This window comes from Streptomyces sp. NPDC059787 (assembly GCF_042732315.1).
GTDB lineage: Bacteria > Actinomycetota > Actinomycetes > Streptomycetales > Streptomycetaceae > Streptomyces > Streptomyces atrovirens.
The window spans coordinates 193,641-211,702 of the sequence record NZ_JBHWHX010000012.1; the positions used below are offsets into that span (position 1 = coordinate 193,641).

The window sequence follows — 18,062 nt, forward strand, 5'->3', positions numbered from 1 at the left end:
AGGGCGAGGGCGAGGCCCCTCCGCCCGCGGCCTGTGTGCTCACGCGGGCGGAGGGGAGTCGCGGCTCAGCCGTCGAGTCGTACGACCCGGACGGCTCCTGCCGGGACCGCGAGGCGGCCCGCGGCGCGTTCACCGGTCAGCAGCTCGGTGCCGGGGGTGTCCAGCGGCACCTTGGCGTCGGTGGCGGTGTGGTTGATCGCGAACAGGAAGGCGCCCGACTCGCCCGCGCGGCGCACCACTTCGACATCGCGGGGCAGGTCGGCGCGCGGGGCGATCCGGGCGTCCTCGGCGGCCCGGCCGAGCAGGCCGGCGAGGCCCTCGGCGCCGAGCCGGGTGGAGACGTACCAGGCGGTGCCCTCGCCGAGGCGGTGCCGGGTGACGGCCGGGCGTCCCCCGGTCAGGCCGTCGGCGTACGTCCACACCGTCTCGGCGCCCCGCGGCACCACGAACTCCGTCCACACGTCGGCGTCGAGTTCCGCGCCGTCGGGGCCGGTCAGGCGGACCCGTTCGCCCTGGAGGAGGGGGGAGAACTCCTCGACGGTCAGGCCGAGGACGTCGCGCAGGGCGCCCGGGTAGGGGCCCTCGTGCACGGCGTCGTGCTCGTCGACGATGCCGGAGAAGTACGACACCACGAGGGTGCCGCCGTTCTCGACGTACTCCCTGAGGTTGTTCCCGGCCGCCTCCGTCATCAGGTACAGGGCCGGTACGACGACAAGGGGATACCTCGACAAGTCGGCTTCGGGGTGGGCGAAGTCGACGGTGAGGTGGTGGTCGTAGAGGGCCTCGTACCAGGCGTCGGCGCGTTCGCGGGCGTCGTGGTCCTCGCTGGGGCGCCAGTCGAGGTTCTGCGCCCACCAGGAGTGCCAGTCCCACAGCACGGCGACGTCGGCCTCGGTGCGGGTGCCCCGGATCGAGGTCAACGAGTCGATCGCCGCGCCGAGTTCGGTCACCTCGCGGAAGACACGGGTCTCCGTGCCGCCGTGCGGCAGCATCGCGGAGTGGAACTTCTCGGCGCCGCGCCGGGACTGGCGCCACTGGAAGAACATCGCGCCCTCGGAGCCGCGGGCCACATGGGCGAGGGAGTTGCGGGCCATCTGGCCGGGGGCCTTGGCGGGGTTGCGGGGCTGCCAGTTGACGCCCGAGGTGGAGTGTTCGAGCAGCAGCCAGGGGGCGCCGCCGGCGACGGAGCGGGTGAGGTCGGCGGCCATGGCGAGGTTGACGTGGGTGCGGCGGCCGTCGGTGATCAGATAGTGGTCGTTGGTGACGAGGTCCACCTCGCGGCCCCAGGCCCAGTAGTCGACGGAGTCGCACTGGCTGAGGGCGGTCATGAAGTTGGTGGTGACCGGGACGCCGGGTGAGAGGCGGTGCAGGATGTCCCGCTCGGCGGTGAAGTTCTCGCGCATGGTGGCGTCGGCGAACCGCCGGTAGTCCAGAGCCTGGGCCGGGTTGCCGACCGTCGGGGTCCGGCGCGGCGGGTTGATCTCGTCGAAGGCGGCGTAGCGCTGGCCCCAGAAGGCGGTCCCCCAGGCCTCGTTGACGGCGTCGACCGTGCCGTACTCCCGCTCCAGCCAGCGGCGGAAGTGGGCGGCGCAGGAGTCGCAGTAGCAGGCGGAGACGGGGACGCCGTACTCGTTGTGGACGTGCCACATCGCGAGCGCGGGGTGGCCGCCGTAGCGCTCGGCGAGCTTCGTGGTGATGTTCGCGGCGGCGGCCCGGTAGTCGGCGTTGCTGTGGCAGATGACGCCGCGGGAGCCGAACTCCAGGCGCACGCCGTCCTCGGTGACGGGCAGCGCGTCGGGGTGGGCTCGGTAGAACCAGGCGGGCGGCGCCACGGTGGGCGTACCCAGGTCGACGCGGATGCCGGCTCCGTGGAGCAGGTCGAGGTTGCGGTCGAGCCAGCCGAAGTCGTACGCGCCGGGCGCGGGCTCCAGCAGGGCCCAGGAGAAGATCCCGGCGCTCACCATGGTGACGCCGGCCTCCCGCATCAGCCGTACGTCCTCGTCCCAGACGTTTTCCGGCCACTGCTCGGGGTTGTAGTCCCCACCGAAGGCGAGCCCGGTGAGGCCCCTGGGGGTGGTCTCCGGCATGGATTCTCTCCCGATGTGTCGATCTTTTGGGAACGTGCACACACATTTTCGGCGGTGCGGGGCCAACATAACCGCACAGCAACAACCATTGACAAGTGTCCGGGATGTTTCTCTACTGTGAACGCTCACAGAAGCATGGCAGGTTCTCGCAGCAGGCGAGGACCCCAGGTCAGGGGAGAGTTCCATGCCGTACACGAAGCGCCGTCGCCTCGTGAGTTCCGCCGTCGCCGTCGCGCTCGGCGCCACCGCACTCGCCGCCTGCGGCTCGTCGTCCGACGACGGCGAAGCCCAGTCGGGACCGGTCTCACTGACGTACTGGACCTGGACCCCCGGCATGGACAAGGTCGTCGACCTGTGGAACAAGGGGCCGGGCAAGAAGGAGCAGATCACCGTCACGGTGAAGAAGCAGGCGTCCGGCGACACACTGGTCACCAAGATCCTCACCGCGCACAAGGCCGGCAAGGCGCCCGACCTGGTGCAGGCGGAGTACCAGGCGCTGCCCACGCTGGTCAGCAACGACGCGCTCGCCGACATAGGCGACACCGTGGGCGACGCGAAGAGCAAGTTCGCCGACGGCGTCTGGCAGCAGACCACGCTCGGCACGGACGCCGTCTACGCGGTCCCGCAGGACATCGGGCCGATGATGTTCTACTACCGCGAGGACCTGTTCAAGGAGTACGGGCTCTCCGTCCCGGCCACCTGGGAGGAGTTCGCCGAGACCGCGCGCAAGCTGAAGAAGGCGGCCCCCGACAAGGACCTGACCACCTTCTCCGCCAACGACTCCGGCCTGTTCGCGGGCCTCGCCCAGCAGGCCGGCGCCCAGTGGTGGACCACCTCCGGCGACAAGTGGAAGGTCGGCATCGACGACGACGCCACCAAGAAGGTCGCCGAGTTCTGGGGCGGCCTGGTGAAGGAGGGCGCCGTCGACAACCAGCCGATGTACACCCCGGCCTGGAACAAGGCGCTCAACACCGGCAAGCAGATCGCGTGGGTGAGCGCGGTGTGGGCGCCGGGGACGCTGACCACGGCCGCGCCCGACACCAAGGGCAAGTGGGCCATGGCCCCGCTCCCCCAGTGGAGCGACGGCGAGAGCCGCACCGGCAGCTGGGGCGGTTCCTCCACCGGTGTGACCACCGACTCGAAGAACAAGGAGGCCGCCGCGAAGTTCGCCGCCTGGCTGAACACCGACGGCGACGCGCTGAACGCGCTGGCGAAGGAGGGCGGCATCTACCCGGCCTCCACCTCGGCCCAGCTCAGCGGCGCCTTCATGAGCCCGCCCGAGTACTTCGCCAACCAGCCCGACTTCTACAAGAAGGCCGCCGCGATCGCGGAGACCACCGCGCCGTCCGCCTGGGGACCGAACGTCAACGTCGCCTACACGACGTTCAAGGACGCCTTCGGTGCCGCCGCGAAGAACAAGTCGGACTTCACCGCCGCCCTGGACACCATGCAGCAGGACACGGTCGCCGACCTGAAGAAGCAGGGCTTCGGAGTCGCGGAGTGAAGTCCCCGGCCCGCCGGACGTCGTACGGGGTCAAGGGGGCCCCGTACGCGTTCCTGATCCCCGCGATCCTCCTGTTCGCCCTGTTCTTCGCGCTGCCCATCGGGTACGCCGTCTGGCTCAGCTTCCGCAAGGTGCAGGTGTCCGGCCTCGGGCTGGGCGCCGGCGCCCGTGAGGAGGTCTGGGCCGGACTGGAGAACTACACCGGCGCCCTGTCCGACAGCGAGCTGCTGGACGGCGCGCTGCGCGTGCTCGGTTACGGCTGCATCGTGGTGCCGGTCATGCTGGGCCTGGCGCTGCTGTTCGCGCTGATGCTCGACTCCGAGAAGGTGCGGCTCGCCCCCTTCACCCGGCTCGCGATCTTCCTGCCGTACGCCGTCCCCGGTGTGGTGGCGGCCCTGCTGTGGGGCTTCCTGTACCTGCCGGACGTGAGCCCGTTCTACTTCGTGCTCGACAGGTTCGGTCTGCCTCAGCCGGACCTGCTGGACGGCGGGCCGCTGTACCTGGCGCTGTCGAACATCGCCGTCTGGGGCGGCACCGGCTTCAACATGATCGTCATCTACACCGCGCTGCGGGCCATCCCCGCCGAGGTGTACGAGGCGGCCAAGCTGGACGGCGCCACCCCGCTGCAGGTCGCACTGCGGATCAAGATCCCGATGGTGGCGCCCTCGCTGGTGCTGACCTTCTTCTTCTCGATCATCGCGACGCTCCAGGTGTTCAGCGAACCGACCGTCCTCAAGCCGCTCACCAACTCCGTGTCCACCACCTGGAGTCCGCTGATGAAGGTGTACCAGGACGCCTTCGGCAACGGCGACATCCACGCGGCCGCCGCCCAGGCGACCCTCATCGCGCTCGCCACCCTGGTGCTGTCCTTCGGGTTCCTGCGGGTGACGAACCGGCGCAACAAGCAGGAGGCCGCACGATGAGCTCCCTCGCCCTGCCCAAGGCCGAGCCCACGGCCGGCACCGCCCGTGGCCCGGCGCGCCCCCGCCGGACCGCGCTGGTCCCGACCGTGACGCTGCTGCTCGGCGCGCTGTACTGCCTGCTGCCGGTCGCCTGGGTGGTCATCGCGTCCACCAAGTCCGGCTCGGAACTGTTCTCCACCTTCACGTTCTGGCCCGGCACCGGCTTCGCCGACAACCTCTCCGACCTCAACGCCTACCGCGACGGCGTCTACTGGCAGTGGATGGGCAACTCCGCCCTGTACGCCGTACTGGGCGCGCTGCTGTCGACGTGCGTGTCGGCGGTCAGCGGCTACGCGCTGGCGGTCTACCGCTTCCGGGGCCGCGAGACACTGTTCAACGTGCTGCTCGCGGGCGTGCTGATGCCGCCGGTGATCCTCGCCGTCCCGCAGTACCTGCTGCTGGCGCAGGTGGACCTCACGGACTCCTATCTGTCGGTGCTGCTGCCGCAGATCCTCTCCCCGTACGGCGTCTACCTCGCGCGGATCTACGCCGCGGCCGCGGTGCCGGCGGACGTGGTGGAGGCCGGGCGGATGGACGGCGCGGGCGAGTGGCGGATCTTCTCCCGGATCGCGCTGCCGATGATGGTGCCCGGCCTGGTGACGGTGTTCCTGTTCCAGTTCGTGGCGGTCTGGAACAACTTCCTGCTGCCGTACATCATGCTCAGCGACGACGAGAAGTTCCCGATCACCCTCGGTCTGCACACCCTGCTCGAACAGGGCTCCAACACCCCGGCGCTGTACACCCTGGTGATCACGGGCGCGTTCCTCGCCGTGTTCCCGCTGGTCGCGCTGTTCCTGGTCGTCCAGCGGTTCTGGAGCCTGGATCTGCTCTCCGGGGCCGTAAAGTCATGACCATGAGCAACACGGGGGGCAGGCGCAAGCCGCCGACGATCCACGACGTGGCGCGCGAGGCCGGTGTCTCGCGCGGCACGGTCTCGCGGGTGCTCAACGGCGGCCACTACGTCAGCCCCGCCGCGGCCCAGGCGGTCGACGCCGCCATCCGCAAGACGGGCTACGTCGTCAACCGGCACGCCCGCTCACTGATCACCGGCCGGTCCGACTCGGTGGGCTTCCTGCTCACGGAGCCCCAGGAGCGGTTCTTCGAGGACCCCAACTTCAATGTCCTGCTGCGTGGTTGCACGCAGGCGCTGGCCGCGCACGACGTGCCGCTGCTGCTGATGCTGGCCGGTACGGACGACGAACGGCGGCGCATCACGCGGTACATCACCGCCGGGCACGTCGACGGGGTGCTGCTGGTGTCCAGTCACTCCGGTGACCCGGTGGCCGAGGAGCTGCGGGCGGCGGGGGTGCCGCTGGTCGCGTGCGGCAAGCCGATCGGGATGGGCTCGAAGGTCAGTTACGTGGCCGCCGACGACCGGGACGGCGCGCGGGACATGGTGCGGCATCTGCTGGCGCTGGGCCGGCGCCGGATCGGCGTGGTGACCGGTCCGCTCGACACCCCCGGTGGTGTGGAGCGTCTGGCCGGTTACCGGGAGGTGCTCGCCGAGGCGGGCGTGGAGGCCGACGAGCGGCTCGTCGTCTCCGGCGACTACAGCCGGGCCAGCGGTGAGGCGGGCGCCGAGCGGCTGCTGGCGCGGGCCCCGGACGTGGACGCGGTGTTCGTCGCGTCCGACCTGATGGCCCAGGGCGTGCTCACGGCGCTGCAGCGGGCGGGGCGCCGGGTGCCCGAGGACGTCGCGGTCGGCGGCTTCGACGACTCCCCCGCGGCCGTCGCCGCGAGCCCGGAGCTCACCACGATCCGCCAGCCGTGGGACCGCATCAGCACGGAGATGGTGCGGGTGCTGCTGGCTCAGATCGGCGGCGAGGACCCGGCGGCGGTGATCCTGCCGACGGAGCTGGTGAAGCGGGACTCGACGTAGAACCCCGAAGAAACCTGACGGTCAGGATCGGAGAAGCCGTGCGACGCTCCCCCGGCCTAGCGTGAGGGGACCGGCGCGTTCGGGCGCCGGTCCCGCTTCGATGAGGAGTACGTCATGATCGACGGCCTGAAGACGATCGTCTACCCCGTCAACGACCTCGGCCGGGCGAAGGCGCTGTTCCACGCCCTGCTCGGGGTGGAGCCGTACGCGGACACGCCGTACTACGTCGGTTTCCGGACCGAGGCGCACGAGATCGGCCTGGACCCCAAGGGCCACGCCAAGGGCATGACCGGGCCGGTCCCCTACTGGAGGGTGGCCGACATCCGGGAGACCCTCGCCGCCCTGCTGGAGGCGGGGGCGAAGCCCGTCCAGGACGTGCAGGACGTCGGCGGCGGCGCGCTGACCGCCTCCGTGCAGGACCAGGACGGCAACCCCGTCGGCCTGTTCCAGGACGCGCCCGTCTGACCTGCCGCGAGGGGCCGCTCTTGCGCGTTCATTGAATATCGAACGAGTGTTACCGTTCACATATGGGAGCGAAGACGGCCGAAGCGCGCCTCGAGGAACGGTGGCGTGACATCCTCGCGGTGCACGCGCGCACCCTGGGCGAGATCGACCGCGCGCTGCATCCGTACGGTCTGGGCGCCTCCGACTTCGAGGTGCTCGATCTGCTCGCGACCGCGACGCCTCCGGACGGCGAGCAGTGCCGGGTGCAGAACCTGGTGGGCCGGGTCCACCTCAGTCAGAGCGCGCTGTCCCGCCTCATCGCCCGCCTGGAGAAGGACGGCCTGGTGGAGCGCAGCATGTGCCTGGAGGACCGGCGCGGGGTGTATGTGCGGCTCACACCGAAGGGGCGCGCGCTGCACGCCGAGGCGCTGCCGGTGCAGCGCGCCGCCCTGGCCCGTACGCTGGGCGGGTAGCGCGCCGGCCCGGCCGGCTCACGGGCGGGCCAGCAGCGTACGCACCCCCTCCGAGGTGAGCGTCAGACGGTGCTCGGAGCTGCCGTCGATGGTGAGTGACAGCTCCTCGGCCGGCCACTGGGCGGCGAGCGCGCCGAGCGGGACGAGCCGGTAACGGGAGACGAACGGCAGCAGTCCGGCCATCTCCAGTTCGGACGTGAACACGGGCACCACCTGGGTGCCGCCCGGCTGCTCCAGCACCGGAAGGGCCACCGCGCCGGGGTCGGCGGCCTCCTCGTCGCCCGCGTCGTCCGGGACCGGGATCAGTACGTCGCTGTTCGCGAGGGCGTCCAGCGCCATCGTGTCCTCGGTGTTCTCCGACAGGACGTCCAGGGCCCGCTGCGCGGGCGTGGGGGCGTTGTTCTCGTGCGCGGGTGTCTCCATGGCAGATTCCCTGGTAGCGGCGGTCGTACGGCCCGCCCGGGACAAGATCCGGCCCGGGCACGGTGCTGCACGCGTACCCGTTCGCATGTCGCGCAACCCTGCGGGTTCCGGCCCGACCGCCACCCTTCCGGCACCCCCTCCGGCCCCGATGATCCGCATGGCTATCATATGAGCACCCTCTAGCTCGAAAGATGATCCTGTGACTGTCAACGAAGACTCGTTCACCAGCTGGAAGCACCGCGAGGAGATCGCGGAGTCGATGATCCCGATCATCGGGAAGCTGCACCGCGAGCGGGACGTCACCGTCCTGCTGCACAGCCGCTCCTTGGTGAACAAGTCGGTGGTCAGCATCCTCAAGACCCACCGCTTCGCCCGGCAGATCGCCGGCGAGGAGCTCTCGGTCACCGAGACGCTGCCCTTCCTGCAGGCGCTCACCACACTCGACCTCGGCCCGTCCCAGATCGACATCGGCCTGCTCGCCGAGGCCCACCGCGCCGACGACCGGGGCCTGTCGGTGGCCGAGTTCACGGCGGAGGCCGTCGCCGGCGCGACCGGCGCCGACAAGATCGACCGCCGCGAGCCGCGCGACGTCGTCCTCTACGGCTTCGGCCGCATCGGCCGCCTCCTGGCCCGGCTGCTCATCGAGAAGTCGGGGTCCGGCAACGGTCTTCGTCTGCGCGCGATCGTGGTCCGGCAGGGCGGTGAGCAGGACATCGTCAAGCGGGCCTCACTGCTGCGCCGCGACTCCGTGCACGGCCAGTTCCAGGGCACCATCACCGTCGACGAGGCGAACAGCACGATCACCGCCAACGGCAACACCGTCAAGGTGATCTACGCGGGAGACCCGACGGAGATCGACTACACGGCGTACGGCATCAAGAACGCCATCCTCATCGACAACACCGGCAAGTGGCGCGACCGCGAGGGGCTTTCGCTGCACCTGCGTCCCGGCATCGACAAGGTGGTGCTCACCGCGCCCGGCAAGGGCGACGTGCCCAACATCGTGCACGGCGTCAACCACGACACCCTCAAGCCGGACGAGCGGATCCTGTCCTGCGCGTCCTGCACCACCAACGCGATCGTGCCGCCGCTGAAGGCGATGGCGGACGAGTACGGGGTGCTGCGCGGGCACGTGGAGACGGTGCACTCGTTCACCAACGACCAGAACCTGCTGGACAACTACCACAAGTCGGAGCGCCGCGGCCGTTCGGCGCCGCTGAACATGGTGATCACCGAGACGGGTGCCGCCTCGGCCGTCGCCAAGGCGCTGCCCGACCTCGACGCGACCATCACCGGCAGCTCGATCCGGGTGCCCGTGCCGGACGTCTCGATCGCGATCCTCAACCTCCAGCTCGGCCGCGCCACCGACCGCCAGGAGGTCCTCGACCACCTGCGCAACGTGTCACTGACCTCGCCGCTCAAGCGCCAGATCGACTTCATCAGCGCGCCCGACGCGGTCTCCAGCGACTTCATCGGCTCGCGCCACGCCTCGATCGTCGACGCCGGCGCGCTGAAGGTCGAGGGCGACAACGCGATCCTCTACCTCTGGTACGACAACGAGTTCGGCTACTCCTGCCAGGTCATCCGGGTCGTCCAGTACGTTTCCGGGGTGGAGTACCCGACCTACCCGGCCCCGGCGGTCTGACCCGGAAAGCCGGCAAGCGGAACGGACACGACGACGGGACGGGGCGGGCGGGATGCCCGGCCCCGCCCCGGTCTGCCCGCGGTACCGGCGGTAAGGGGCAGATCGGTAACGATCATCCCGTCCGGGTTGCTGGGGCACGTGGAGTTCCTAGTCTTCCGGCATGGCCCTCTTCAGCAGTCGCACCGGTAAACGCCCCCGTATCGTGCCCGCCCTCGACGACGCCGAGCTGGCGCGCGTACTGGGGCGGTTGAGCAAGCGGAACGGGGGCGGCAGGGCCGCGGACGTGACCCTCGTGTCCTCCTTGCTGGAGGAGACGGGGGACGACTGGGACCGTCGCGGTCACCGGGTGTCCGTACTGGCCGAGGCGACGGCCGACGCGGGGATCGCGGCGGCGTGGCTGGGCCGGGAGCCGCAGAGCGCGGACGCCCTGGTGTTCCACTCCTGGACCGGGCTGGTGCGCGGTCTGCGGGACGGACACCTGGAGGACGCCGGGCAGTTGGTCTCCCAGTGCCACCAGGCCGCCGAGCGAAGACCGGAGGATCCGCTGCCGTGGGTGGTCCTGCTCGGTGTGTCCCGGATCGAGCGCTACGGCCAGAACGACGTGAACGCCGTCTGGCGGGAGGCCACCGGGCGCGACCGCTGGCACCGTGAGGCGTATCTGCAGATGCTCGCGTACCTGTCGCCGGAGGAAGGCGGGTCCAGCGCGGCCGTCCTCGACTTCGTCGACGTGGTGCGCACCCGTATCCCGGCCAACGCGGCGTGCGCGGCGGTCGAGCTGACCGCGGCCGTGCGGCAGTACCAGGGACTGCTGGCACAGGGCGGGGTGCGGGCCATGACGGCCGGTCAGCTGTGGGAGGGCGGACAGGTCGCGGCCGCGCTGGACCAGGCGGCCGCGCTGTGGGCGAAACCGGGCTTCTTCCAGCACGCGGCGGCGCAGGCCGATCTGAACGTGCTGGCGTACGCGCTGTGCGCGGCCGGCCGGGCCGTCGACGCGCACCACGTGTTCCAGACGCTGCAGGGCCTGGTCACACCCTGGCCGTGGAACACCGACGGACCCGCGCTCCAGCGGTTCGAGCAGCACCAGGCCAAGGCGGAACGGGGACGGCAGGGCGGCGTCGGCGGAGGGTGACGTCCACCGGCCGCCGCTCCCGCGTCAGTTCCGTGCCAGGACGGTGGTGACGGCCTCCCGCAGCACCGCCGCCGGGTCCGGTACGGGTCCTTCGGAGCGCCAGGCGACGAAGCCGTCGGGGCGGACCAGTACCGCGCCGTCCGCGGTGATCCCGTGCGTCCGGGCCCAGTCGGCACCGTCCTCGGGGGTCAGTTCCGCGTCGGGGCCGTCGCCCACCCGGTACGCGTCGAGCGGTACGGACAGGTCCTTCGCGACCTTCGCCGCCGCGGTGTGCCAGTCGCAGGCGCCGTTCGCGGAACTCAGCAGCACGCACGACCGCTCGTACAGGTCGAGCGTGGAGATCCGGGTGCCGGAGCGGTCCAGCCACATGTGCGGGGCGCGGCTGCCCGGCTCGCCGGTCAGCATCACCCCGTCGGGGATGACCGGTGTCGCCGGGTCGACGCCCAGGACCGCGCCGCGCGGGTAGCGGTAGCAGAGCGCCACGTTGAGGATGCCGCCCGGCTTCATCCCGGGACCGCCTGGGCCACCGGGGCCGCCGGGGCCACCGGCTCCGGGACCACCAGGGCCGCCAGGACCACCGGCTCCGGGACCACCAGGGCCGCCAGGACCACCGGCTCCGGGACCACCAGGGCCGCCAGGACGACCGGCTCCGGGACCACCGGCGCCGGGACCACTAGGACCACCGGCTCCGGGACCACCAGGGGCGGGGGCGCCGAGGGCGGGGGCGCCGGGGGCGGGGGTGTAGCCGGGGTGGCTGTGTTCGCTCGAGCGGGAGGAGGCACGGGCGCTGGTCGCCTCCGCGACGGGCCGGCGTTCGGCGTCGTAGGACTCCAGCAGGCCGGGCTCGGCCCAGCCGCCGAGCACGGCGGCCAGCTTCCAGGCGAGGTTGTGGGCGTCCTGGATACCGGTGTTGGAGCCGAACGCCCCGGTGGGCGACATCTCGTGGGCCGAGTCGCCGGCCAGGAACACCCGGCCGTCGGCGTACCGTTCGGCGACCCGTTCGGCGGCGTGCCAGGCGGCCCGGCCGGTGATCTCCACGTCGAGGTCCGGCACGCCGACGGCCTTGCGGATGTGGGCGACGCACCGCTCGTCGGTGAACTCCTCGAGGGTCTCGCCGTGTTCGGGGTGCCAGGGGGCGTGGAACACCCAGTGCTCCCGGTTGTCGACCGGCAGCAGGGCTCCGTCGGCGTCCGGGTTGGTCAGGTAGCAGACGATGAACCGCCGGTCCCCGACGACACCGGCGAGGTCGCGGGAGGTGAACGTGAGGCTCACGTTGTGGAACAGGTCGCCCGGACCGTTCTGTCCGATGCCCAGCGACTCACGGACGGGGCTGCGCGGGCCGTCGGCGGCGACGAGGTAGTCCGCCCGGATCCTGGTGTGCTCACCGGTCTCCCGGCTCTTGACCAGCACCGTCACACCCTCGGTGTCCTGGTCGAAGGAGAGCATCTCCGTCCCGAAGCGCAGGTCCCCGCCGAGCTCCCGGGCTCCCTCGAGGAGCACCGGTTCCAGGTCGTTCTGGCTGCACAGGCACCACCCGCTGGGGCTGAAGCGGGCGAGCCCGCCACCGGGGTCGATCTCCTGGAGCAGCCACTCGCCCTCGTCACCCGCCAGGCTCGGGGTCTGCCAGATGCCGTGGTTCTCCGCCAGGACCGACGCGGCCCGGCCGATGCGCTGCTCGACCCCGGCCGCCCGGAACAGCTCCATGGTGCGTACGTTGTTGCCCCGCCCGCGCGGGTGGATCGACGTGCCCGCGTGACGTTCGACGAGCGTGTGCGGCACGCCGAGGCGTCCCAGGAACAGGGACATCGACAGGCCCACCAGGGAGCCGCCGACGATGAGGACCGGCGTGCGGTGATCCGCCCGGCCGGCCGTGTCCGATCGATTCATTGAAACGCCTCCAGCGTCGCCCTCGACGGGCTGTGGAACAGGACGCACCTTTCATGCCCGGTGCGGGACGGTTCGCGTCCCGGCGGCACCCGGATGGCACGCGGTTCACCCACCTGCCCCGTGTCGCTCGCGCGCACCGGAAGGTCGCGTCAACGATCGACTCATGGCGACCCCGGCCCTTCTGCGGGCACGACGGTCGTTCCCGACCTTCCGACGAAGAGGAGAGGTGCGCCGGATGACCATGTCGGCACGCGTATCGCAGTCGGCGTTCGACGGCTCGAGGCTGCGGGTGATCCTGCTGCTCGACCTGTACGAGGGCGCCCAGGAGCAGTTCCTCGACGCGTACGAGCACATGCGCAACAAGGTCGCGTCCGTCCCCGGTCACATCAGTGACCAGCTGTGCCAGTCGATCGAGAACCCCTCGCAGTGGCTCATCACCAGCGAGTGGGAGAGCGCCCTGCCGTTCCTCGCGTGGGTGAACAGCGAGGAGCACATCCAGATCGTCCGGCCGATGCACAGTTGCGTCCGGGACACCCGGTCGATGCGCTACAGCATTCTCCGCGAGACCCGCCCGGACCAGCCGCTCACCACCGAGGTCGCGCGGGCGAGCCTCCAGAAGACGGCCCGCGTGGGCGCCGGGATGACCCGCCACGCCCTCACCTTCACCGTGAAGCCGGGCTCCGAGTCCAAGGTCGTGGACATCCTGGCCAACTACGACGCGCCCGAGACGCGGATCAACGGCGTCACGCGGCTGCACCGCACCTCGCTCTTCATGCACGGCAACCGCGTCGTGCGGGCCGTGGAGGTGGAGGGCGACCTGCTGGCCACCCTGTGCCACGTGGCCAGCCAGCCCGAGGTCCAGGCGGTGGAAGAGGCCATCAACCCCTATCTGGAGCAGGACCGGGATCTGTCCGACTCCGACTCCGCGCGGGTGTTCTTCACCCGGGCGGCGCTCCCGGCCATGCAGCACGTGGCGGCCGGCCGTCCGGAACCCGCCGGTCTGCAGCGGCACATGCTGTACTACCCGGCCGTGGCGGACCGCGGCCTGGAGCTGGCCCGGTTCCTCGCCCACCAGGACGAGGCCGCGGCGAACGACCCGGACAGCCCGGTGTACGCGAGCACCGTCTTCCAGCGCGACGACGTCGTGGTCCGCATGATCGACGTCACCGGCGAGCTCGATCTCGACCCCGCCGCCGCCCTCGGCGTCAAGGGCCCGGGCAAGGCGGCCGAGCTGGAGCGTCTCCTGGACGGCGCCGCGATCGGCGTCGAGGGCTCCCTGGACTCGGAGCGCACCCTGCACCGGCTCCTGGCGCACGCCGACATGATGCCCGTCACCGACCGCACCTCTGCGAATTCCTGACGGTCGACCGCGGTGACGTCCGCGGCCGTGCCCGCCCGGACGTCACCGGCACACCCGGAGGTAACAACCATGTCCAAGCAGCATCCACGCATCGTGGACCTGAGCGAGACGGAACCCAACCGACGGCGCGGAGGTGACCTCAGAACCCTGCTCACCCCGGCCACCGTCGGCTCCACCAGCGGCTTCATGGGCCTGGCGATCATCAAGCCCGGTGAGCGCATCGGCGAGCACTACCACCCGTACTCCGAGGAGTTCGTGTACGTGGTCAGCGGCGCGCTCGAAGTGGACCTGGACGGCGAGCCGTTCGCGCTCCGCGCCGAGCAGGGACTGATGATCCCCATCGACATGCGGCACCGCTTCCGCAACGTCGGTGACCAGGAGGCCCGCATGGTGTTCCACCTGGGCCCGCTCGCCCCGCACCCGAGTCTCGGCCACGTCGACACCGAGGAGACCGAAAGCGCCTCCGCCGGGCCGCAGTTGACGGTCGGCGGCCCCGGGACCGGCCGGTCGGCCGAGCCGAGCGAGGCCATAAAATGACCCGGCGAGTGGCTGTCACCGGTATAGGTGTGGTCGCTCCCGGCGGCATCGGAGCGACGGCGTTCTGGGATCTTCTGACAGCCGGCCGCACCGCGACCCGCGGCATCTCCCTGTTCGATCCGGTGGGTCTGCGCTCACGCATAGCCGCCGAGTGCGACTTCGACCCGTTCGAGCACGGCCTGGACGCGGATCTGTGCCAACACGCGGACCGGTACATCCAGTTCGCCGCGGTCGCCGCCGCCGAGGCCGTGCGCGACTCCGGACTCGACACCGAGACCATGGACCCGTGGCGCACCGCGGTCTCGCTGGGCAGCGCGGTCGGCGGCACCACCCGGCTGGAACACGACTACGTGCTCGTCAGCGAGGGCGGCCGGCGCTGGGACGTGGACCACCGGCAGGCCGAGCCGAAACTGCACCTGGCGTTCTCGCCGAGCACCCTCGCCTCGGTCGTCGCCGAGCGGTTCGACGCCCGGGGTCCGGTGCAGACCGTCTCCACCGGCTGCACCTCCGGGCTCGACGCGGTCGGCTACGCCTTCCACACCATCGCCGAGGGCCGGGCCGACGTCTGCGTCGCCGGGGCGTCGGACTCGCCGATCTCACCGATCACGATGGCCTGCTTCGACGCCATCAAGGCGACGTCGCCCAACAACGACGACCCCGAGCACGCCTCCCGGCCCTTCGACGCCCACCGCGACGGCTTCGTGATGGGTGAGGGCGCGGCCGTACTCGTCCTGGAGGAGTACGAGCACGCGCGGGCCCGCGGCGCGGAGATCCTCTGTGAGATCAGCGGCTACGCCACCTACGGCAACGCCTACCACATGACCGGTCTGACCAGTGAGGGACTGGAGATGGCCCGGGCGATCGACACCACGCTCGACCAGGCCCGTATCGATCCCACGCTGGTCGACTACGTCAACGCGCACGGCTCCGGCACCCGGCAGAACGACCGGCACGAGACGGCCGCCGTGAAGCGGTCCCTGGGGGCGCACGCCCACGAGACGCCCATGAGCTCCATCAAGTCGATGGTGGGGCACTCGCTGGGCGCGATCGGCGCGATCGAGGTGGTCGCCTGCGTCCTCGCGCTGAAGCACCAGGTGGTGCCGCCCACGGCGAACTACGAGACCCCCGACCCCGAGTGCGACCTGGACTACGTACCGCGCACCGCCCGCCCACGGAAGCTGAACCACGTGCTCTCCGTCGGCAGCGGATTCGGCGGCTTCCAGTCCGCGGTGCTGCTGTCCGGGCCGGGTGGGAGGACACGATGAGCAATCGGCGCCCCGGGCGCGCGGCCGTCACCGGCATCGGTGTGGTCGCGCCCAACGGACTGCGGACCGACGCCTACTGGAAGTCCGTCCGCGAAGGCCTCAGCGTGCTGGACCTGATCAGCCGCGAGGGCTGTGACCATCTGCCGCTGCGGGTGGCGGGCGAGGTCCGGGCCTTCGACCCGGCGGCCCTCATCGAGGACCGGTTCCTGGTGCAGACCGACCGGTTCAGCCACTTCGCGATGGCCGCCGCCGCCCTCGCCCTCGACGACGCCGGACTCGGCGGCGAACCCGCCGACCCGTTCTCGGTCGGCGTGGTCACCGCCGCCGGCTCGGGCGGCGGCGAGTTCGGCCAGCGCGAGCTGCAGAAACTGTGGGGGAAGGGCTCCAAGTTCGTCGGCCCCTACCAGTCCATCGCCTGGTTCTACGCCGCGAGCACCGGCCAGATCTCCATCCGCGGTGGCCTCAAGGGCCCCTGCGGGGTGGTGGCCAGCGACGAGGCGGGCGGTCTGGACTGTCTCGCGCACGCGAGCCGGGCGGTGGGCCGCGGCACCGACGTCATGGTCGTGGGGGCCACGGAGGCGCCGCTGGCCCCGTACTCGATGGTGTGCCAGCTCGGCTACCCCGAGCTCAGCACCCTCGACGACCCCGACCGCGCCTACCGCCCGTTCACCGAGAAGGCGTGCGGTTTCGTGCCCGCCGAGGGGGGCGCGCTGCTCGTCGTCGAGGACGAGTTCCGTGCCCGTGACCGCGGAGTGCCCGTACGGGCCACCGTGGCCGGCCACGCCGCCACGTTCACCGGGGCCTCCCGCTGGGCGGAGTCCCGGGAGGGCCTGGCCCGCGCGATCCGCGGCGCCCTCGACGAGGCGGGCTGCGCGCCGGAGGAGATCGACGTCGTGTTCGCCGACGCCATGGGCGTCCCCGCGGCGGACCGCGCCGAGGCGCTGGCGATCGCCGACGCGCTCGGCGCGCACGGCACCCGCGTCCCGGTCACGGCGCCCAAGACGGGCATCGGCCGCGCCCACTGCGCGGCGCCCGTGCTGGACACGGTGGCCGCGGTGCTCGCCATGGAACACGGCCAGGTGCCCCCGACACCCAACGTGTTCGACATCTGCCACGACCTCGACCTGGTGATGTCGCACGCTCGCCCCGCCGAGCTGCGCACCGCCCTCGTCCTCAGCAGGGGACTGATGGGCTCCAACGCGGCGCTGGTCGTGCGCCGCGGTGACGATTCCGCCCGGTAGGAACGGGCGGGGAAGGAGCAGTCACCCATGATCACCACCGAAGTGACCTTCGACGAGTTGGCCGCGCTGATGAAGCAGGCGGCCGGCATCACCGTCGACCCCGAGGAACTGAAGGACTCCGCGGAGTCCCCCTTCGACGTCTTCGGCCTCGACTCGCTCGGCCTGCTCGGCATCGTCGGCGAGCTGGAGAACCGGTACGGCGCGTCGCTCCCCCCGGACTCGGAGCGCTGCCGGACGCCGCGGGAGTTCCTGAACCTCGTCAACAGCACCCTCACGGCTGGAGCCTGAAAGTGGCCGGACACACCGAGAACAGCATCACCATCGACGCTCCCTTCGACCTCGTGTGGGAGATGACCAACGACCTGGAGAACTGGCCGCGGCTGTTCAGCGAGTACGCGTCCGTGGAGGTCCTCTCCCGTGAGGGGGCCACGACGACGTTCCGGCTCACCATGCACCCGGACGAGAACGGGAAGGTGTGGAGCTGGGTGTCGGAGCGCACCCCGGACCGGGAGAGGCGGACCGTCCGCGCCCGCCGGGTCGAGACGGGCCCGTTCGCCCACATGGACATCGTGTGGGAGTACGCGGAGCTGCCGGGCGGTGTGCAGATGCGCTGGACGCAGGACTTCGCGATGAAGCCCGACGCCCCGGTCGACGACGACTGGATGACGGACAACATCAACCGCAACTCCCGTACGCAGATGGCCCTGATCCGGGACCGGATCGAGCAGGTCGCCCGTGACAGCGAGAGCGCGTCCGTCGCGTCCTCGCGCTGAGCGCCGGTCCAGGAAGGACATCCCCCATGCACCACGCCCTCATCGTCGCCCGGATGAAGCCCGGTTCGGCACCGGACATCGCCGACGTGTTCGCCGCCTCCGACCGGGGTGAACTCCCCCACCTGGTCGGTGTCAGCCGGCGCAGCCTCTTCCAGTTCGGCGACGACGTGTACCTGCACCTCATCGAGGCCGAGCAGGACCCGGCACCGGCGATCGCGAAGGTCGCCGGGCACCCCGAGTTCCGCAGCATCAGCGAGCGGCTGGAGGCGTACGTCAGCCCGTACGACCCGGCCACGTGGCGCAGCCCCAAGGACGCCATGGCGCAGTGCTTCTACCGCTGGGAGAGCGGCGCCCGTTCCTGAGCGGGAAACCCCGAGGCCGCCCGCGCCCCCGCAGTCGCGGGGGCGGCGGCCGCGGGGGTGTGGGCGCGCCCATAGGGCAACCCGGGGCGGG

At 71.2% G+C, this 18,062-nt stretch carries 18 protein-coding genes; 15 read left to right on the forward strand and 3 right to left on the reverse strand.

The window, feature by feature from the left end; translation table 11 throughout:
• Positions 1-65: 65 nt before the first annotated feature.
• Entirely contained in the window at positions 66-2,087 is a 2,022-nt protein-coding gene (locus ACFV5H_RS14620; RefSeq protein WP_385194893.1) for a beta-galactosidase, read from the reverse strand.
• A gap of 184 nt (positions 2,088-2,271) precedes the next feature.
• Between ACFV5H_RS14620 and ACFV5H_RS14625 the strand changes: the two genes are divergently transcribed.
• The 6 genes from ACFV5H_RS14625 (at position 2,272) to ACFV5H_RS14650 (ending at position 7,349) form a co-directional block, all read left to right on the forward strand.
• Positions 2,272-3,591, forward strand: a complete 1,320-nt coding sequence (locus tag ACFV5H_RS14625; RefSeq protein WP_385048854.1) for an ABC transporter substrate-binding protein — start codon at positions 2,272-2,274, stop codon at positions 3,589-3,591.
• The gene (locus ACFV5H_RS14630; RefSeq protein ID WP_385048857.1) at positions 3,588-4,514 is read left to right on the forward strand and encodes a carbohydrate ABC transporter permease; all 927 of its coding nucleotides are present in this window, start codon (positions 3,588-3,590) and stop codon (positions 4,512-4,514) included. The genes ACFV5H_RS14625 and ACFV5H_RS14630 overlap by 4 nt, the downstream gene beginning before the upstream one ends.
• Positions 4,511-5,404 carry a carbohydrate ABC transporter permease gene (locus tag ACFV5H_RS14635; RefSeq protein WP_385048860.1) on the forward strand — a complete coding sequence of 298 codons (894 nt, stop codon included), beginning with the start codon at positions 4,511-4,513 and terminating at the stop codon, positions 5,402-5,404. Before ACFV5H_RS14630 ends, ACFV5H_RS14635 begins: the two co-directional genes overlap by 4 nt.
• On the forward strand, positions 5,401-6,432 hold the full coding sequence (locus tag ACFV5H_RS14640) for a LacI family DNA-binding transcriptional regulator (RefSeq protein ID WP_385048861.1): 1,032 nt from the start codon (positions 5,401-5,403) through the stop codon (positions 6,430-6,432). Before ACFV5H_RS14635 ends, ACFV5H_RS14640 begins: the two co-directional genes overlap by 4 nt.
• 114 nt (positions 6,433-6,546) lie before the next feature.
• Positions 6,547-6,897 carry a VOC family protein gene (locus ACFV5H_RS14645; RefSeq protein ID WP_385048864.1) on the forward strand — a complete coding sequence of 117 codons (351 nt, stop codon included), beginning with the start codon at positions 6,547-6,549 and terminating at the stop codon, positions 6,895-6,897.
• A 62-nt stretch (positions 6,898-6,959) separates the two neighbouring features.
• Positions 6,960-7,349: a MarR family winged helix-turn-helix transcriptional regulator gene (locus tag ACFV5H_RS14650; RefSeq protein ID WP_385048867.1), complete on the forward strand. Its 390-nt coding sequence runs from the start codon at positions 6,960-6,962 to the stop codon at positions 7,347-7,349.
• An 18-nt stretch (positions 7,350-7,367) separates the two neighbouring features.
• On the opposite strand, the gene ACFV5H_RS14655 is transcribed toward ACFV5H_RS14650, so the two are convergent.
• Positions 7,368-7,772: an SseB family protein gene (locus ACFV5H_RS14655; RefSeq protein WP_385048870.1), complete on the reverse strand. Its 405-nt coding sequence runs from the start codon at positions 7,770-7,772 to the stop codon at positions 7,368-7,370.
• Between the two features lie 199 nt (positions 7,773-7,971).
• Between ACFV5H_RS14655 and ACFV5H_RS14660 the strand changes: the two genes are divergently transcribed.
• Together ACFV5H_RS14660 and ACFV5H_RS14665 are read left to right on the forward strand one after the other, a co-directional pair.
• Entirely contained in the window at positions 7,972-9,417 is a 1,446-nt protein-coding gene (locus tag ACFV5H_RS14660) for a glyceraldehyde-3-phosphate dehydrogenase (protein ID WP_385048872.1), read from the forward strand.
• A 160-nt stretch (positions 9,418-9,577) separates the two neighbouring features.
• Positions 9,578-10,546 carry a hypothetical protein gene (locus ACFV5H_RS14665; RefSeq protein WP_385048875.1) on the forward strand — a complete coding sequence of 323 codons (969 nt, stop codon included), beginning with the start codon at positions 9,578-9,580 and terminating at the stop codon, positions 10,544-10,546.
• A gap of 24 nt (positions 10,547-10,570) precedes the next feature.
• Here the strand turns inward: ACFV5H_RS14665 and ACFV5H_RS14670 are convergent, their stop codons facing one another.
• The gene (locus ACFV5H_RS14670) at positions 10,571-12,433 is read right to left on the reverse strand and encodes an FAD-dependent oxidoreductase (RefSeq protein WP_385048878.1); all 1,863 of its coding nucleotides are present in this window, start codon (positions 12,431-12,433) and stop codon (positions 10,571-10,573) included.
• 235 nt (positions 12,434-12,668) lie between these two features.
• Between ACFV5H_RS14670 and ACFV5H_RS14675 the strand changes: the two genes are divergently transcribed.
• From ACFV5H_RS14675 to ACFV5H_RS14705, 7 genes are all read left to right on the forward strand, one after another.
• Positions 12,669-13,793, forward strand: coding sequence for a SchA/CurD-like domain-containing protein (locus ACFV5H_RS14675; RefSeq protein ID WP_385194895.1), 1,125 nt, complete (start codon positions 12,669-12,671; stop codon positions 13,791-13,793).
• A gap of 69 nt (positions 13,794-13,862) precedes the next feature.
• Positions 13,863-14,330: a cupin domain-containing protein gene (locus tag ACFV5H_RS14680; RefSeq protein ID WP_385048883.1), complete on the forward strand. Its 468-nt coding sequence runs from the start codon at positions 13,863-13,865 to the stop codon at positions 14,328-14,330.
• Entirely contained in the window at positions 14,327-15,595 is a 1,269-nt protein-coding gene (locus tag ACFV5H_RS14685; protein ID WP_385048886.1) for a beta-ketoacyl-[acyl-carrier-protein] synthase family protein, read from the forward strand. The genes ACFV5H_RS14680 and ACFV5H_RS14685 overlap by 4 nt, the downstream gene beginning before the upstream one ends.
• The gene (locus tag ACFV5H_RS14690; protein WP_385048889.1) at positions 15,592-16,836 is read left to right on the forward strand and encodes a ketosynthase chain-length factor; all 1,245 of its coding nucleotides are present in this window, start codon (positions 15,592-15,594) and stop codon (positions 16,834-16,836) included. The genes ACFV5H_RS14685 and ACFV5H_RS14690 overlap by 4 nt, the downstream gene beginning before the upstream one ends.
• Before the next feature lie 27 nt (positions 16,837-16,863).
• Complete coding sequence (locus ACFV5H_RS14695; RefSeq protein ID WP_073934959.1) at positions 16,864-17,124, forward strand: acyl carrier protein; 261 nt, start codon at positions 16,864-16,866, stop codon at positions 17,122-17,124.
• Positions 17,125-17,126: 2 nt separating this feature from the next.
• Positions 17,127-17,609 (forward strand): SRPBCC family protein, encoded by a 483-nt coding sequence (locus tag ACFV5H_RS14700; RefSeq protein ID WP_385048892.1) that lies wholly within the window; start codon positions 17,127-17,129, stop codon positions 17,607-17,609.
• 26 nt (positions 17,610-17,635) lie between these two features.
• A complete protein-coding gene (locus ACFV5H_RS14705) occupies positions 17,636-17,971 on the forward strand; it encodes a TcmI family type II polyketide cyclase (RefSeq protein ID WP_073934961.1) in 336 nt (111 codons plus the stop codon).
• Positions 17,972-18,062 lie beyond the last annotated feature (91 nt).

What these genes read in the sequence shown, in the direction of transcription:
- ACFV5H_RS14635 (WP_385048860.1), top strand. Translation starts at nt 4,511, where the DNA reads ATGAGCTCCCTCGCCCTGCCCAAGGCCGAGCCCACGGCCGGCACCGCC.
- ACFV5H_RS14695 (WP_073934959.1), top strand. Translation starts at nt 16,864, where the DNA reads ATGATCACCACCGAAGTGACCTTCGACGAGTTGGCCGCGCTGATGAAG.
- ACFV5H_RS14625 (WP_385048854.1), top strand. Translation starts at nt 2,272, where the DNA reads ATGCCGTACACGAAGCGCCGTCGCCTCGTGAGTTCCGCCGTCGCCGTC.
- ACFV5H_RS14665 (WP_385048875.1), top strand. Translation starts at nt 9,578, where the DNA reads ATGGCCCTCTTCAGCAGTCGCACCGGTAAACGCCCCCGTATCGTGCCC.
- ACFV5H_RS14685 (WP_385048886.1), top strand. Translation starts at nt 14,327, where the DNA reads ATGACCCGGCGAGTGGCTGTCACCGGTATAGGTGTGGTCGCTCCCGGC.
- ACFV5H_RS14670 (WP_385048878.1), bottom strand. Translation starts at nt 12,433, where the DNA reads ATGAATCGATCGGACACGGCCGGCCGGGCGGATCACCGCACGCCGGTC.
- ACFV5H_RS14705 (WP_073934961.1), top strand. Translation starts at nt 17,636, where the DNA reads ATGCACCACGCCCTCATCGTCGCCCGGATGAAGCCCGGTTCGGCACCG.
- ACFV5H_RS14680 (WP_385048883.1), top strand. Translation starts at nt 13,863, where the DNA reads ATGTCCAAGCAGCATCCACGCATCGTGGACCTGAGCGAGACGGAACCC.
- ACFV5H_RS14655 (WP_385048870.1), bottom strand. Translation starts at nt 7,772, where the DNA reads ATGGAGACACCCGCGCACGAGAACAACGCCCCCACGCCCGCGCAGCGG.
- ACFV5H_RS14675 (WP_385194895.1), top strand. Translation starts at nt 12,669, where the DNA reads ATGACCATGTCGGCACGCGTATCGCAGTCGGCGTTCGACGGCTCGAGG.
- ACFV5H_RS14650 (WP_385048867.1), top strand. Translation starts at nt 6,960, where the DNA reads ATGGGAGCGAAGACGGCCGAAGCGCGCCTCGAGGAACGGTGGCGTGAC.
- ACFV5H_RS14645 (WP_385048864.1), top strand. Translation starts at nt 6,547, where the DNA reads ATGATCGACGGCCTGAAGACGATCGTCTACCCCGTCAACGACCTCGGC.
- ACFV5H_RS14690 (WP_385048889.1), top strand. Translation starts at nt 15,592, where the DNA reads ATGAGCAATCGGCGCCCCGGGCGCGCGGCCGTCACCGGCATCGGTGTG.
- ACFV5H_RS14640 (WP_385048861.1), top strand. Translation starts at nt 5,401, where the DNA reads ATGACCATGAGCAACACGGGGGGCAGGCGCAAGCCGCCGACGATCCAC.
- ACFV5H_RS14620 (WP_385194893.1), bottom strand. Translation starts at nt 2,087, where the DNA reads ATGCCGGAGACCACCCCCAGGGGCCTCACCGGGCTCGCCTTCGGTGGG.